At 62.2% G+C, this 13,743-nt stretch carries 19 protein-coding genes; 9 read left to right on the top strand and 10 right to left on the bottom strand.

Features of this window, described 5'->3' with window-relative positions; translation table 11 throughout:
• Positions 1 to 8 precede the first annotated feature (8 nt).
• A complete protein-coding gene (locus BLS08_RS05745; protein ID WP_055986821.1) occupies positions 9 to 665 on the top strand; it encodes a response regulator transcription factor in 657 nt (218 codons plus the stop codon).
• Positions 662 to 2,149 carry an ATP-binding protein gene (locus BLS08_RS05740; RefSeq protein ID WP_055986824.1) on the top strand — a complete coding sequence of 496 codons (1,488 nt, stop codon included), beginning with the start codon at positions 662 to 664 and terminating at the stop codon, positions 2,147 to 2,149. The genes BLS08_RS05745 and BLS08_RS05740 overlap by 4 nt, the downstream gene beginning before the upstream one ends.
• Before the next feature lie 236 nt (positions 2,150 to 2,385).
• Here BLS08_RS05740 and BLS08_RS05735 read toward each other — a convergent pair whose 3' ends face one another.
• The 9 genes from BLS08_RS05735 to BLS08_RS05695 form a co-directional block, all read right to left on the bottom strand.
• Positions 2,386 to 2,688, bottom strand: a complete 303-nt coding sequence (locus tag BLS08_RS05735) for a ribbon-helix-helix domain-containing protein (protein ID WP_017675012.1) — start codon at positions 2,686 to 2,688, stop codon at positions 2,386 to 2,388.
• Between the two features lie 153 nt (positions 2,689 to 2,841).
• Positions 2,842 to 3,423, bottom strand: a complete 582-nt coding sequence (locus BLS08_RS05730) for a DJ-1/PfpI family protein (RefSeq protein WP_021490248.1) — start codon at positions 3,421 to 3,423, stop codon at positions 2,842 to 2,844.
• 245 nt (positions 3,424 to 3,668) lie between these two features.
• Positions 3,669 to 4,580 (bottom strand): SDR family oxidoreductase, encoded by a 912-nt coding sequence (locus BLS08_RS05725; RefSeq protein WP_021490249.1) that lies wholly within the window; start codon positions 4,578 to 4,580, stop codon positions 3,669 to 3,671.
• 110 nt (positions 4,581 to 4,690) lie between these two features.
• Entirely contained in the window at positions 4,691 to 4,969 is a 279-nt protein-coding gene (locus BLS08_RS05720; protein ID WP_003462424.1) for a hypothetical protein, read from the bottom strand.
• A 106-nt stretch (positions 4,970 to 5,075) separates the two neighbouring features.
• Positions 5,076 to 5,606, bottom strand: coding sequence for a DUF1569 domain-containing protein (locus BLS08_RS05715; protein ID WP_055986827.1), 531 nt, complete (start codon positions 5,604 to 5,606; stop codon positions 5,076 to 5,078).
• Positions 5,599 to 6,492, bottom strand: a complete 894-nt coding sequence (locus BLS08_RS05710; protein ID WP_055986830.1) for an alpha/beta fold hydrolase — start codon at positions 6,490 to 6,492, stop codon at positions 5,599 to 5,601. Before BLS08_RS05710 ends, BLS08_RS05715 begins: the two co-directional genes overlap by 8 nt.
• Positions 6,489 to 7,265, bottom strand: coding sequence for a class II aldolase/adducin family protein (locus tag BLS08_RS05705; protein WP_122983571.1), 777 nt, complete (start codon positions 7,263 to 7,265; stop codon positions 6,489 to 6,491). The genes BLS08_RS05710 and BLS08_RS05705 overlap by 4 nt, the downstream gene beginning before the upstream one ends.
• A gap of 159 nt (positions 7,266 to 7,424) precedes the next feature.
• Positions 7,425 to 7,892 (bottom strand): cupin domain-containing protein, encoded by a 468-nt coding sequence (locus BLS08_RS05700; RefSeq protein ID WP_055986833.1) that lies wholly within the window; start codon positions 7,890 to 7,892, stop codon positions 7,425 to 7,427.
• 1 nt (position 7,893) lies between these two features.
• On the bottom strand, positions 7,894 to 8,343 hold the full coding sequence (locus BLS08_RS05695; RefSeq protein ID WP_055986836.1) for a flavodoxin: 450 nt from the start codon (positions 8,341 to 8,343) through the stop codon (positions 7,894 to 7,896).
• A gap of 102 nt (positions 8,344 to 8,445) precedes the next feature.
• Here BLS08_RS05695 and BLS08_RS05690 point away from each other — a divergent pair, with 102 nt between their 5' ends.
• Positions 8,446 to 8,892, top strand: coding sequence for a PAS sensor domain-containing protein (locus BLS08_RS05690; RefSeq protein ID WP_003462439.1), 447 nt, complete (start codon positions 8,446 to 8,448; stop codon positions 8,890 to 8,892).
• 65 nt (positions 8,893 to 8,957) lie between these two features.
• On the top strand, positions 8,958 to 9,566 hold the full coding sequence (locus BLS08_RS05685; protein ID WP_017675019.1) for a hypothetical protein: 609 nt from the start codon (positions 8,958 to 8,960) through the stop codon (positions 9,564 to 9,566).
• Positions 9,567 to 9,587: 21 nt separating this feature from the next.
• Here the strand turns inward: BLS08_RS05685 and BLS08_RS05680 are convergent, their stop codons facing one another.
• A complete protein-coding gene (locus BLS08_RS05680) occupies positions 9,588 to 10,541 on the bottom strand; it encodes a MerR family transcriptional regulator (protein ID WP_026088389.1) in 954 nt (317 codons plus the stop codon).
• 89 nt (positions 10,542 to 10,630) lie between these two features.
• Between BLS08_RS05680 and BLS08_RS05675 the strand changes: the two genes are divergently transcribed.
• The 5 genes from BLS08_RS05675 to folX all read left to right on the top strand — a co-directional run bounded on the left by BLS08_RS05675 (position 10,631) and on the right by folX (position 13,730).
• On the top strand, positions 10,631 to 11,068 hold the full coding sequence (locus tag BLS08_RS05675; protein ID WP_017675021.1) for a thiol-disulfide oxidoreductase DCC family protein: 438 nt from the start codon (positions 10,631 to 10,633) through the stop codon (positions 11,066 to 11,068).
• A 113-nt stretch (positions 11,069 to 11,181) separates the two neighbouring features.
• Positions 11,182 to 11,748: an antibiotic biosynthesis monooxygenase gene (locus tag BLS08_RS05670; RefSeq protein WP_017675022.1), complete on the top strand. Its 567-nt coding sequence runs from the start codon at positions 11,182 to 11,184 to the stop codon at positions 11,746 to 11,748.
• Positions 11,749 to 12,065: 317 nt separating this feature from the next.
• On the top strand, positions 12,066 to 12,776 hold the full coding sequence (folM, locus tag BLS08_RS05665; RefSeq protein WP_017675023.1) for a dihydromonapterin reductase: 711 nt from the start codon (positions 12,066 to 12,068) through the stop codon (positions 12,774 to 12,776).
• 22 nt (positions 12,777 to 12,798) lie between these two features.
• Positions 12,799 to 13,359: a GTP cyclohydrolase I FolE gene (folE, locus tag BLS08_RS05660; protein WP_017675024.1), complete on the top strand. Its 561-nt coding sequence runs from the start codon at positions 12,799 to 12,801 to the stop codon at positions 13,357 to 13,359.
• Positions 13,359 to 13,730, top strand: coding sequence for a dihydroneopterin triphosphate 2'-epimerase (folX, locus tag BLS08_RS05655; protein WP_026088390.1), 372 nt, complete (start codon positions 13,359 to 13,361; stop codon positions 13,728 to 13,730). Before folE ends, folX begins: the two co-directional genes overlap by 1 nt.
• Positions 13,731 to 13,743 lie beyond the last annotated feature (13 nt).

The raw sequence follows: 13,743 nt of genomic DNA, 5'->3' as shown, positions 1-13,743 counted from the left end.
GAGTGACCATGCGCATTCTTCTCGTCGAAGACGATCAGGCCCTGGGCGAAGGCATTCGCACCGCGCTGAAACCCGAAGGCTACACCGTGGACTGGCTGCAGGACGGCGCCAGCGCGCTGCATGCGCTGAGCCACGAGAGTTTCGAGCTGGCCATTCTCGACCTCGGCCTGCCGCGCATGGACGGCCTGCAGGTGCTCAAGCACCTGCGCGCAGCGGCCAACCCGGTACCAGTGCTGGTGCTCACCGCACGTGACGCCACCGGCGACCGCATTGCGGGTCTCGATGCTGGCGCCGACGACTACCTGGTCAAGCCCTTCGATGTCGCCGAGCTCAAGGCACGCCTACGTGCTCTGCTGCGGCGCAGCTTCCAGCGCCCGCAACCGGCGCTGGAATACCGCGGCATCAGTCTCGACCCCGCCAGCCAGGTGGTCGAATACCAGGGCCAGGTCATCAACCTGCCGCGCAAGGAGTTTCTCCTGCTGCACGAGTTGCTGATTCAGCCCGGTCGTGTGCTGACCCGCGACAAACTGCAACAAGCGCTCTACGGCTGGGATGAGGAAGTGGAAAGCAACGCCCTGGAGGTGCACGTGCATCACCTGCGCAAGAAATTCTTCCCGGAGCTGATCCGCACCGTGCGCGGCGTCGGTTATCTGGTGGACAAATGAGGCTGCTGAAAACCTTCGGTTCCATCCGTACCCGCCTGCTCGCCCTGCTACTGCTGCTGGTCGCGGCCAGCTTCGGGCTGATCAGCCACAAGATCTACAACGACTCGGTGCATGAAGTGCGCGAGCTGTTCGACGCCCAGCTGTCGCAGACCGCGCGCCTGCTCATGGGTCTGGTGCGCCATGACCTGAGTGAAAGTGAACGCAACGAGATGCAGGCCGTGCTCGACGAGGCGCTGCTGCTGCACAACGCGCGCAACCCGGACAACCTGCTCGGCCACGAATACGAAGGCAAGCTGGCCTTCCAGATGCTCGACGACGATGGTGAGCTGCTGTTCCAGTCCGCCAGCGCCCCGCCCGGCTTGCTCAACAACATGATCGAGCAGCTCGGCCTGGCTCTGCCCAACGATGACCAGCCCATGCGTGAACGCCTGGCGCAACTGGCCCGCTATCTGATCGGTTATCACACGCTGAACATCGGCGAGCATCGCTGGCGCGTGTTCGTGCTGCATGACAGTCGCGACTACCACTGGGTGCTGGCGGGCGAGCGCGATGACGTGCGCGGCGAGCTGATCGGCAAGATCGCCCGACGCAGCTTGCAACCGCTGCTGATCGGTCTGCCCATCGTCGGCCTGCTGCTGTGGCTTACCGTGGGGTGGGGTTTGTATCCGCTCAAGCGCATGGCCGATGCCATTCGCGGCCGCGCCCCGGACAACCTGGCGCCGCTGGTCTTCCCGACGTTACCCAACGAACTGGAGCCGATGGCCGCCGCGCTCAACCGCCTGCTGATGCAGGTCAACCAGTTGCTGGAACAGGAAAAGCGCTTCATCGCCGATGCCGCCCACGAGCTGCGTACGCCGCTGGCGGTGCTGCGCATTCATGCGCAGAACGCACTGGAAGCACCGGATGCCGGCGACCGTGAAGAGGCGCTGAGGCAATTGGGCAGCGGTGTCGACCGCGCCACCCGCGTAGTCGCGCAACTGCTGACGCTGGCACGCCTGGACCCCAACAGCATCCGCCTGAACATGGACCACCTCGACCTGCTGGCCTTCCTGCGTGGCGAGCTGGCCGAACTGACACCACTGGCGCTCAATCGCGGCCAGGAGCTGATTCTCGACGCTCAGGAACCAGGCGACTACCACCTGCCGGCGGATGCCCCCAGCCTGGCTATCCTGCTGCAGAACCTGGTGAGCAATGCCGTGCAGTACACCCCGGCGGGCGGCTGCATTCAGGTACAGCTGCAGGCCACCACTCAGGACCTGCTGCTGCAGGTACTCGACAGTGGCCCAGGTGTACCAGCGGAGTTACGCGAGCGCTTGTTCGAACGCTTCTTCCGCGTTGGTGAAGGCCAGGGCGCCGGGCTGGGATTGTCCATCGTGCGCCGCGTCGTTGAATTGCATCAGGGCAGTATCGCCCTTGATGAGTCGCCGCTCGGCGGTCTGCGTGTCAGCGTGCGCTTGCCCCGGCGTCCCGGCAGCCTTGCTTGAGTGATCGCGATGGCGAGCCTCAATGATCAGATATAGCCATACCCAATCATCAAGATAGAGACAATCCGTTTTATCAATCGAAGCGTTTATCCAATCATGCGCACCTGTTCAACAGCCATTACAGGAGTAACTTCGCATGAGCCTGATCAAACGTTTCTTCCAGCAATCCCAACCAAGCCAGCAGCCGACCACCGCGACCGTGCAGGAGCACCCGAACTTCTGGATGTACCAGTGACTCAGCCGCTCGCCCCAACCACCCTCAGCGGCACCTGACGCCCGGCCTTCTGTGCCAGGTAGCGGGTGCAACTGACACGCAGGAACGAGGCGAAATTGACCACTTCGCCGCGAAAATCCATGACCTCGTCATGCAACTTGGCGATCAGCTGGTTGGTGGTCATGCCATCGACTTCGGCGATTTCACGCAGGATGTCCCAGAACTGATTTTCCAGACGCAGCGTGGTAACCACGCCGCGGATGCGCAATGAACGTGAGCGCGACTCGTAGAGAATCGGATCGGCCTTCACATAGAGTTCGCACATCGGTCGTGCTCCTGAAAGGTAGGGCGGGTGCAACCCGCCACGTATGGACTGGCGGGTTGCACCCGCCCTACGTCTTGCCCGCGCCATAGCCCGGTGCAGTCAGTGCGTGAATGCCGGCGATGATGCGCCCGGATTGCATCCGGGCCACGTTAGCTACAAGCGGATTTCAGTCCCCAGCACCTTGAGAAACGCCGCCAGCCAAGCTGGATGCGCAGGCCAGGCCGGCGCGGTGACCAGCTTGCCCTGCACGTGCGCCTGGTCCACCGGGATTTCCACGTACTTGCCGCCGGCCAACGTCACTTCCGGCGCACAAGCAGGATAGGCGCTGCACTCACGTCCCTCCAGCACCCCGGCCGCCGCCAGCAGCTGGGCACCATGGCAGACGGCAGCGATGGGCTTGTCGGCCTTGGTGAAGGCCTTCACCAGGGCGATGACGTCGGCATTCAGGCGCAAGTATTCAGGAGCACGGCCACCGGGAATGACCAGAGCGTCGTAATCTTCGGCACGGACCTTGGCGAAATCGAAGTTGAGCGCAAAGTTGTGCCCCGGCTTCTCGCTGTAGGTCTGGTCGCCCTCGAAATCGTGAATGGCGGTGCGTACCGTCTGGCCGGTTACCTTGTCCGGGCAAACCGCATGCACGGTATGGCCGACCATCTGCAGCGCCTGGAACGGCACCATGGTTTCGTAGTCCTCGGCGTAGTCGCCGACCAGCATGAGAATCTTCTTGGCAGCCATGATCGTCTCCTGAAGGTAGGTGGAACGAATGCCATTATTCGCCCCTATTTCCTCCGACAGGTAACAGCCGGGTACTACTCAGCAAACAGTCAAGCGTCGATACACCGACGGTGTAGGAGCGGCGCCCCGCCGCGAACCAGGGCGGCATGGACTGGTAAAGCTTCGCCCTGGGGCGGGGCTCCTACGAAACGCCGCATTGAGCGTTTTAGATGATCACTGCCGGCCTTTCAGCGCTCGCATATGGTCTAGAGCGCGTACTTCTGCAGGTTCGCCATCATCTCCTTGAGCGCCTCGACGTTGTCGGCCGGGTGCGCAGCGCCCTCGAAATCGCAGATACGTTGCCACTGCGCCGCGACATCCTCGGGACTGAAACCGGCCTTGGGATCGAAGCCCGCGCCCAGGCTGCGCTCCCAGCGCACCTTGCCCACCCAGCCACCGCCGACTTCGTACAGGCCGCCGGTGTCCTGACAGGCGGCGCTGCCGAGGTACACCACCAGCGGGCTGACCAGCTCGGGTTTGAGTTGCTCGAACACCTGCGGCGGGATCAACCCTTCGGTCATGCGCGTGGCACCGGTCGGTGCGATGGCGTTGACCAGGATATTGTTCTTGCGCCCTTCGATGGCCAGTGTACGCGTCAGCCCGTAGAGGCCGAGCTTGGCCATGCCATAGTTGCTCTGGCCGAAGTTGCCGTAGATGCCGGAGGTCGACGAGGTGAAGATGACCCGGCCGAAGTTCTGTTCGCGCAAGTGAGGCCAGGCCGCGTGAGTGGTCTTGTAGGCACCTTCGACATGAACCCTGTAGACCAGATCCCAGTCGGCATCTTCCATCTTGTGGAAGCTCTTGTCGCGCAGGATGCCAGCGTTGTTGACTAGCACATCGATACGGCCGAAATGATCCAGCGCCGTCTGCACGATCTTGTCGCCATCGGTGACCGAGTCATGGTTGGCCACTGCAGTACCACCGAAGGCGCGAATCTCTTCCACCACCTTGTCGGCCGCCGAAGCGTTGGCCCCTTCACCATGGGTGCTACCGCCGAGATCGTTGACCACCACCTTGGCGCCATGACGAGCGAACAGCAGTGCATGGGCGCGGCCCAGGCCACCGCCAGCACCGGTGACTATGACTACTTGATCTTCGAAACGGATGGCATCGCTCATCGACAGCTTCCTCGGGCAGGTTTGAATGCACCGAGTGTCAGGCAGCCCCGCGCGCTTCACAAGGCGCGCGGGGCTGCTGAATGACGGCCGATAATGCGACCTTATACGGCTCAGTTACCGGTGCCGGAACCCGAGCCGGAACCACTGCCATCACCCGAACCACCCCGGTCACCGCCGGGGTTGCCATCGGTGTTGGGGCCCTGCACCGGCGGGATGCCCTCACCGTCATCGGCCGGATTCATCGGATTGCTGTCCCCCGGTGTGGTCGGCGTGGTGGGCCCAGGAGTACCCGGCGCATCGTTATCGCTACCGGCAAAGGCCGGCAATGCCATCGCACCCAGAATCCCGCTCAGCAGCAATGCAGATAATTTCTTGTTCATGTTGTTCATGAGTAACCTCGACTTTCCTGTGAGTGACACAGTTACTGAGTCACTCACGGCGCCGGAGGTTCGACAAAAATTATCGCAACGCTGACCCGCTCATCCTCGCGTACGCTCAGGCAATACGAATCAGGCTGAGGTGGTTGTACAGATGCAACACGTGCGCCTCGGCGTATTCGCCATGCTCCAACGCGCCATAGGCGAAGTGCGGCTGCAGCGCACCCTGGTAATCGGCAAAACGCTCAAAAGCCACCTGCAGTCGCTGCAAGGCCAAGGCCTGATCGGCTGGCTCGATCAGAGCGGCTGCGCCGGGAATTGCCTCATCCAGCGGATGACGCATGGCGCCGCGCGCGCTGAACACGGCGAACGCGGCTGGCCCGAGGCTATGGCGAAACCAGGCCGGTTTCAGTTCGGGATAACCGTCGATGGAATAATCGATGCTTTGCGCGCAGTGATTGAATACTTCGCTCGGGCTCCAGCCGCGAATGCTCTGCAGCGTCTTGCCTTGCAGATCCGCCAGCACCTGGCGCGCGCCCTCCAGGCTGACGACCGCCGGCCGCGGCCCGGCAGGCAAGGCCCAGAAGCCGGCGCCCAGTGCAGCGGCTCCACCGAGCGCAGCGCCTTTGAGCAGGGTACGTCTACGCATGCGAGCTCCTTGCGTCGCGAAACTGCAGGTAATGCTCGAGCACCTCAGCCGGCGCCTCCAGCTGCGGATAATGGCCAATGCCGTCGAGCAGAACGGTGTCGGCGTCTGCGATCAACTCACGGTAACGCGCCACCATATGCGCACCGGAGATGGGATCGAAGGCGCCATCGATCACCCGCATAGGCAGCGTCGTGGCCTGCATCGCCGTGACCCAGCGCTGCCGTTGCTGGCGCCGCTCGGGCATGTAGCGAATCAGACGATGCATCACCGCCGGGCCGTTGTTGTACGCCACCAGTTGCCACAGGGCATCCAGTTCGGCTTCGCTGGCCTGGGTGTGCGGGCCGAAGATGCGGGCGAAACTCTGTGCCAGCTTGCGCCGTGAGAACAACCGCCCGATCAGCGGACCAAGCGGCCCGAGCAGCAACTTCTGCACCCGCACCGGATGATGGGTTTCGGGGAACAGACCGCCGTTGAGGAACACACAACTCGCCAGCTGCAGTTGCCCCTCCTGATGCCGCGCGATCAGCTCCTGGGCAACGCTGTCACCATAGTCGTGAGCCAGCACATGCAGCGGGCGCCGTTCTCCAATATGGGTCAGCAGTGCCTGCTGCAGATCGGCCTGTTCCAGCAAGCTATAGGCATGCCCACGCGGCTTGGCCGAGTAACCGAAGCCAAGCATGTCGCAGGCGATCACCCGGTAACGCTCGGCCAGCGGCGCCCACAGGCGGTGCCAGTCCCAACTGGCGCTGGGAAAGCCATGTATCAGCAACAGCGGCTCGGCCGCAGCGTCACCGGCAACCCAGTACCGAATCGAGTGGCCGCGAAAGTCCAGCGCCTGCCCCAGCGCGCGCCATTCGTCCAGGGCAATGCCAGGCAGCTCGCTCACTGGTCGTAACCTGGCATCTGCTGGTCCAGCTTGCGCAGCAGCGCTGGCCAGGGCAACGCGCCGCCCATGCCCTGCGGCGTTTTCATCACGCCGGCGATCATTGCCCGCGCGCCGTCGAGAATCTGCTGCGGAATGTGGATCAGCTCAGCACCGCCGCTCTGCGCCATGACCTGGATCTCGCAGGCACGCTGCAGGATGAACATGCCGAGAAAGGCGTCGGCGATGCCGCCGAAAGCAGTGAGCAACCCATGGTTGGGCAGGATCATGAAGTTCTTGTCGCCCAGGTCCGCCTGTAGCCGCGCTTTCTCATCATGATTCAGCGCCACGCCCTCATAGCCGTGGTAGGCCAGGCTGGCGAGGACGAACAGCGATTGCTGCGACAGGGGCAGCAAGCCCTGCTTCTGCGCCGACACGGCGATGCCCGCCGGGGTGTGAATGTGCAGCACGCAGCCGACGTCGTGGCGCACCTCGTGCACGGCGCTATGAATGGTGTAACCGGCTGGATTGATGTCGAACGGGCTGTCCATCAGCTTGTTGCCCGCCAGGTCGACCTTGACCAGGCTCGACGCCGTGATTTCGTGGAACATCAGGCCATAGGGGTTAATCAGGAAATCTTCCGTACCCGGTACCTTGGCAGAGATATGGGTGAAGATCAGATCATCCCAGCCATAGAGGGCGATCAGCCGGTAGCAGGCGGCGAGGTCGACGCGTGCACGCCATTCGGCCTCGGAAACCAGATTCTTCACGGCAGGGAGTTTCAGCGGAGCATTCACGGCGGTCACCTCGATATTCTTGTTGGTCGGTGGTGTCCGCAGTCTAGCCAGGCGCGTCGCTGGCGGTAGTTGCCCTGGCAGCCATCTTGATGGCTTTGCGGGTCACGGCGCTGGCGCGCCGCGGTGCGATAGGCAGGTATTCGCCGCTTTTATCGCCGGTCAAACCAGCTCGGGGTAATCTTGCGCCAGCAGCGGCCACTGCGCCTGAGCCTCGGCATCATCGGCCAGCAGGCGAAAGCCCTCGAACTGGAACTCCGGCGCCACAGTGCAACCGACCAGCGTATAGGCGCCCGTCGAGCGCGCCGCCTGCCAGGCATGGGCCGCTACCACGCGCTGCGGCATCTGCCCCTCACTGACCGGCCCGAGCAACTCGCAACGCACCGCGTTGGGGGTATCGGCTACCAACAACTGCAGAGGGTCGCCCTCGTGAAAGTGCCACAGCTCGTCGGCGTCGACCCGATGCCAGCGGCTGACCGCACCACCCGGCAGCAGGAACAGAATTGCACTGGAAGCCGCCCGACCCTGAGCATCGCGCTGCGCCGAAACGAACAGGCGACGGTAGTAACCGCCCTCGGGATGCGCGGCAAGCCCGAGGCTGTCGATCAACTGGCGAGCGCGCGGGTGCACGTCAGGCCTTCAGCGCCGCCACGAAGGCTTGCAGCCAGGGTTCGGCATCGGTTTCAGGCGTGACGGTTTCGCTGGAGTCCAGGCGCAGCATTTCCACCACTTCGCGCAGGCCTAGCTCGGCATACAGCTCACGCATCAGTTCACCGCTGCCGCAGAAGGTGTCATAGCTGGAGTCGCCCAGCGCCAGCACCGCAGCCGGTTTGCCGCTCCAGGCCGGCAAACGGTCTCTGATTTCGCTGTACAGCGGCAGCAGGTTGTCCGGCAGCTCACCCATGCCAGTGGTGGACGTGACGGTAAGGAAGGCGTCCGGCGCAAAGGCCAGCAGCTCCTCGAGGCTCACGTTCGCTTTGTGCCAGGCGTCCAGCCCGGCGGCCTTGAGCTGGCGCTCGGCGTGGCGAGCGACTTCTTCGGCCGTACCGTAGACCGAGCCCGAGAGAATGGCGACTTTCATGACAACTCCGGAAACAGGAAAAACGCCGCGCATTATGCCGCAAGTGGACAGCCCGACCCGATGTTTTAGAATGCAGCCCATATCCATCGCGGAACCGGACTCATGATCAATGCCAAACTGCTGCAACTGGTAGTCGACGCCTCTAACGATGGGATCGTGGTGGCCGAGCAGGAGGGCGAAGACAATATTCTGATCTACGCCAACGCGGCATTCGAACGCCTGACCGGCTACCCCTGCGATGACATCCTCTATCAGGATTGCCGTTTCCTGCAGGGCACTGACCGTGCACAGCTCGGCCTGCAGGCCATTCGCGAAGCGGTCAAGGCGAACAAGCCCTGCCGACAAATCATTCGTAACTACCGCAAGGACGGCAGCGCGTTCTGGAACGAGCTATCGATCACTCCGGTGCTGAACGAAAGCGACCAGTTGACCTACTACATCGGTATCCAGAAGGATGTTACCGAACAGGTCGAAGCCAAGCAGCGAGTGCGTGAGCTGGAGGCAGAGGTCGCCGAGCTGAAGGCAGAGCTGGCGCGCCTGAAAAGCTGACGAACGGATAAAACTATCCTTCGCCAGCGCAGTCAGATGGGTTTGACCCCGTGCAGTATTATCCCATGCAAAGCGATCCGCTGCTGACTCAGGACGAACTGGATTTCATCCAGAAGATCCTCTTCAAACCTCCGCAAAAGCGGCGCCCTAACGCAGCACCGCCATTGGCTCTGGGCAAACGACTCAGTGAGCTGCTGGCTCGCCTGGGCAACGAAGAACAGCTAAGCCTGGATACGCATACCGACAATCAGCATCTGAGCTTCCCCCTGCACCTGATCCAAGACGACCACAGTCAGTCACGCCTGGAGCTGGGCGCCCCGCTGATCTTCGAACAAGGGGTAAGCGAACGCCCATGGCGTCTTGTCCTGCCCACGGCATTAGCACTGCTGGACGACAGCGACCAGCCCAGTGGCCTGAAGGCGCTGGAGCTATCGAACAATGGAATCCTGGTGGAATACAGCAAAACAGGCACGCCGGCCAAGGATCAGTTGCTGCAACTGCTTTTGCCCCAGGAGCGCCGCGTTCAACTGCGCGCGCGGCTCGCAAGACGCGTCAGCCAGAAGCGTTACGCTTACAGCCTGCAGACGCTACATACGGAAGATGAGCAAACTCTGCGTCAGTACCTGTTCGAACAGCACAGCGAACAACAGTCGCAGACCGCAGCAGTCAGCTGAAGCTCAGTAGCCTGGACCACCTCAGGTATCGAGATGGCCAGCCAGAAACTGCTGCATACGACGCTGCATCAGGCGTCCCTCATTACCCAGGCAAGCAATGGGCGAACCGGCCAGACTTTCCTCCGCCAGATCGGCACTGTCACCGGCCAGCAGCAGCGGACACTCCAGACCCAGCGCCAGGCGCGCCAGTTGCCGCGGGAACTCCTCGCCTGGCGGCTGGTTGCTGAAGACAACCAGGGCCTGGGGCTGCATGCGCTCACAGACCAGGGCCAGATCGGTCATGGGTACGCCTGGCCCCATCACCGACACGTCGACGTCCTGATTGCCCAGCAGCAACGCTGCAACCAGCAACTCCAGTTCCCGGCAGTGGCCAGGTAGCGCCACCAGCAGCACGCGCTCACGCGAATCATCACGCCCCAATTGCAGACGCTGCCAGCAGCGCCCACGCAGGAAGCCGTCGAGCATCAGCCACTCGCCGCGCAGGCCGACTTCGTCCTGGCGCAGCAGCAGTTCCTGCCAGACCGGCATGAAAATATCCTGGAACACCACCGGCAGCGGATAGCAGGAAAAGATCTGCCCATACACACGTTCCAGACGAGGCTCATCGAAGTTCTGCAGCGCGCTACGCACCTGGCCCTGCCACTGGCTCCAGTCGTCACTGCTGACTTCGTTGTAGGCCGGCGTGGCGACGCTGCGACTGCTGGCGCTCTTGGCCAGGATCGAGCCGACCTTGCTGACTGCAACGCCACGTTCGATCCAGGCGAGGATGCTGCGCACCGCATCGATATCGGCCTGCGAGTAGAGACGATGGCCGCTGTCGGTACGTGTCGGTTGAATCAGGCCGTAACGCCGCTCCCAGGCACGCAGGGTGACCGGATTGACGCCGGTAAGGCGAGAAACCTCGCGGATGGGGAACAGCTCTTCCTGCTTCAAAGCGCTGGACGCAAGTGATGTGACGGAGGCGAGTTCGGGCATGGCTTCGGGCATCATGGCAACGAATTTAGAGGGATTGTAACCCAGCTTGGTCAGGCTTACATTGTGCAAGAATTATACAAGGCGACCTCATGCACAACCCCGCCTGGCCATTGACCCTTTATTTCGACGGCGACTGCCCGCTCTGCGCGCGTGAAATCCGTCTACTCAGCCGGCACGCATCGCCCCAGCGGCTGCTTCTCGTGGACATCTCTGCCGCGGACTTCGATCCACTGCCATTGGGGCTGTCTCTTACTGCTATGCAGAATCGCCTGCACGCTCGCTGGGCCGACGGCACCTGGTTGCTGGGCCTCGATGCCAGCCTCTGGAGCTGGGAAGCCGCGGGCCTGGGAGCCTGGGTGGCGCCCTTGCGCTGGCGACTGCTGCGCCCACTGCTGGAATGGGGCTACCGACTGTTCTGCCGCCTGCGCCCTCATCTGGCGCGGCTACCGCACCCTGACGGTGCGGCTCGCTGCCGAAAGGGCGACAGCTGCTCGACCCAACGCCCACCATCAGCTGACGCTGGCTAATTTTCGCAAAACGGGAATAATCCTTGCTGCATTGTTCGTCGAGCACATCACCCCGTGCTCGGCCATGCCCAACGCCATACCCCGGCTGACGGCAACACCCGAGGAGATACACAATGTCCCCCGTTACCCTGATGGTGGCGCGCCGCGTCGCCAATGGTCGTTATCACGACTTCATCGCCTGGCTGCGTGAAGGCGAACATCTGGCCACCGACTTTCCTGGCTACCTCGGCTCCGGCGTACTGGCACCGCCTGCCGGCGATGATGAGTTCCAGATCGTTTTCCGTTTCAGCGACGAACAGACCATGGCTTCCTGGGAACACTCGGCCTCACGCCAGGCCTGGCTGCAGCGGGGTGCGGGCCTGTTTGCCCAACCGCAGGAGAAGCGTGCGGTCGGCCTTGACGCCTGGTTCGGCAGCGGCCATCGACAGCCTCCGCGCTGGAAGCAGAGCGTGGCGATCTGGCTGGCATTCTTTCCGGTGTCCCTGGCCTTCAACCTGCTGTTCGGCCCCTGGCTCGTCGACCTTTCGCTGGTCACCCGCGTGCTGCTGTCGACGCTGGCCTTGACGCCACTGATGACATACTGGTTCATTCCGCTTTCCACTCGCCTGCTGGAACCCTGGCTACAAGGTAACTATTCGCAGCGCCTGAGCAGGCGAGCCGCCAGCATCGGCAAGCCCTGAAAGCATCCATTTCTACCAATCGGCCAGCCTCGTGCTGGCCGATTTCGTTATACAAGCAGCCAATATCTGTACAAAAACATCAATCCGTACAGGTAAAGTACAAAAAGCCCTTCTCCACCCCCTCAGTAAAAACCCTTAAAACTCAACAAAATAGGCAAATCCACTCAGCCTGATAGCAAAACCACATGTCGCACAGGGTTGTACAACCTGCAGCTCTGGTATAGCTTTATCCACGGTCTGGTGAGTAGCGCCTGCCACTGGTCAGGTATCCCGAGGCGGTACGAGCCAGGCCTTCATTTCTTTCTCACGAGTTGCACATGAGCGCTGCCAGCTTCCCCATCCTGATCACCGGCGCCGGCCAGAGGGTCGGCCTCTACTGCGCCGAACGCCTGCTCGACGAAGGCCAGCCGGTGATCATCAGCTACCGCCAGAACCGCGACGACATTTCGCGGCTGCGTGAGCGCGGCGCCATCGCTCTGCAGGCGGATTTCAGCAATGAGAGCGGCATCATGGCGTTCATCGAACAGGTCAAGTTGCAGTGCAATGGCCTGCGCGCGATCGTGCACAACGCCTCGGATTGGCTGGCCGAAACACCCGGCGAAGAAGCCGATGCGTTTCGCCAGCTGTTCAGCGTGCACATGCTCGCGCCCTACCTGATCAACCTGCACTGCAGTGACCTGCTGCTGCAGTCGGAACAGGCCGATATCGTTCACGTTAGCGATGACGTGGTGCGCAAGGGCAGCGCCAATCGCCCCGCCTACTGCGCCAGCAAGGCGGGCCTGGAAAGCCTGACGTTGTCGTTCGCCGCGCGTTTTGCCCCACGCATCAAGGTCAACACCATCGCGCCAGCGCTGCTGATGTTCAACGATGGTGATGACGACGCCTACCGCACCAAGACTTTGGCCAAATCGGCGCTGGGCATAGAACCCGGCCCGCAGGCCTTCTACCAGACATTGCGCTATTTGCTGGACAACTCCTACGTAACCGGAACGACCCTTACCCTCAACGGCGGCCGCCACCTCAAGTGAAGCGACTGCCCAGGACACTGCCATGAGCCAACCTCTTTCCCAGCAATACCGCGAGATTCTCGTAGGCCTCGGTGAAAACCCGGAACGCGAGGGCCTGCTCGACACCCCCAAGCGCGCGGCCAAGGCCATGCAGTATCTGTGTCATGGCTACCAGCAGTCGCTGGACGAGATCGTCAACGGCGCGCTGTTCGAGTCCGACAATGACGAGATGGTGATCGTCAAGGACATCGAGCTGTACTCGCTGTGCGAACACCACCTGCTGCCCTTCATCGGCAAGGCGCATGTCGCCTACATCCCCACCGGCAAGGTGCTCGGGCTGTCCAAGGTGGCGCGCATCGTCGACATGTACGCACGGCGCCTGCAGATCCAGGAAAACCTCACCAAGCAGATCGCCGATGCGATCCAGCGCGTGACCAACGCCGCCGGCGTCGCGGTGGTGATCGAGGCCAAGCACATGTGCATGATGATGCGTGGCGTGGAGAAGCAGAATTCGGTGATGAGCAGCTCGGTGATGCTTGGCGCCTTCCGCGAGTCCTGCAACACTCGCCACGAATTCCTGCAATTGATCGGACGGAACAACTAATGCCGCGACTGGAACCTGGAATGGCGCGCATCCGCGTCAAGGACCTGCGCCTGCGCACCTACATCGGCATCAAGGAAGAAGAGATCAACAACAAGCAGGACGTGTTGATCAACCTGACCATCCTCTACCCCTCCGTCGATGCGGTAGAGGTCAACGACATCGAGCATGCGCTGAACTACCGCACCATCACCAAGGCGATCATCGCCCATGTCGAAGGCAATCGCTTCGCCCTGCTCGAACGCCTAACCCAGGAAATCCTCGACCTGGTGATGACCCATCAGGCCGTGCGTTATGCCGAAGTGGAAGTGGACAAACCGCACGCCCTGCGTTTCGCCGAGTCGGTATCCATCACCCTCGCCGGTCATCGCTGACAGCGGCTTGTCG

Origin of the sequence: Ectopseudomonas chengduensis (genome assembly GCF_900102635.1) — a bacterium.
GTDB lineage: Bacteria > Pseudomonadota > Gammaproteobacteria > Pseudomonadales > Pseudomonadaceae > Aquipseudomonas > Aquipseudomonas chengduensis.
Note: the sequence above shows the minus strand (reverse complement) of the source record. Positions and strands in the feature narration are given on the sequence as shown.

Coding starts and splice junctions, on each gene's coding strand:
- BLS08_RS05745 (WP_055986821.1), top strand. CDS start 9: ATGCGCATTCTTCTCGTCGAAGACGATCAGGCCCTGGGCGAAGGCATT.
- BLS08_RS05740 (WP_055986824.1), top strand. CDS start 662: ATGAGGCTGCTGAAAACCTTCGGTTCCATCCGTACCCGCCTGCTCGCC.
- BLS08_RS05735 (WP_017675012.1), bottom strand. CDS start 2,688: ATGTGCGAACTCTATGTGAAGGCCGATCCGATTCTCTACGAGTCGCGC.
- BLS08_RS05730 (WP_021490248.1), bottom strand. CDS start 3,423: ATGGCTGCCAAGAAGATTCTCATGCTGGTCGGCGACTACGCCGAGGAC.
- BLS08_RS05725 (WP_021490249.1), bottom strand. CDS start 4,580: ATGAGCGATGCCATCCGTTTCGAAGATCAAGTAGTCATAGTCACCGGT.
- BLS08_RS05720 (WP_003462424.1), bottom strand. CDS start 4,969: ATGAACAACATGAACAAGAAATTATCTGCATTGCTGCTGAGCGGGATT.
- BLS08_RS05715 (WP_055986827.1), bottom strand. CDS start 5,606: ATGCGTAGACGTACCCTGCTCAAAGGCGCTGCGCTCGGTGGAGCCGCT.
- BLS08_RS05695 (WP_055986836.1), bottom strand. CDS start 8,343: ATGAAAGTCGCCATTCTCTCGGGCTCGGTCTACGGTACGGCCGAAGAA.
- BLS08_RS05690 (WP_003462439.1), top strand. CDS start 8,446: ATGATCAATGCCAAACTGCTGCAACTGGTAGTCGACGCCTCTAACGAT.
- BLS08_RS05685 (WP_017675019.1), top strand. CDS start 8,958: ATGCAAAGCGATCCGCTGCTGACTCAGGACGAACTGGATTTCATCCAG.
- BLS08_RS05680 (WP_026088389.1), bottom strand. CDS start 10,541: ATGCCCGAACTCGCCTCCGTCACATCACTTGCGTCCAGCGCTTTGAAG.
- BLS08_RS05675 (WP_017675021.1), top strand. CDS start 10,631: ATGCACAACCCCGCCTGGCCATTGACCCTTTATTTCGACGGCGACTGC.
- BLS08_RS05670 (WP_017675022.1), top strand. CDS start 11,182: ATGTCCCCCGTTACCCTGATGGTGGCGCGCCGCGTCGCCAATGGTCGT.
- folM (WP_017675023.1), top strand. CDS start 12,066: ATGAGCGCTGCCAGCTTCCCCATCCTGATCACCGGCGCCGGCCAGAGG.
- folE (WP_017675024.1), top strand. CDS start 12,799: ATGAGCCAACCTCTTTCCCAGCAATACCGCGAGATTCTCGTAGGCCTC.
- folX (WP_026088390.1), top strand. CDS start 13,359: ATGCCGCGACTGGAACCTGGAATGGCGCGCATCCGCGTCAAGGACCTG.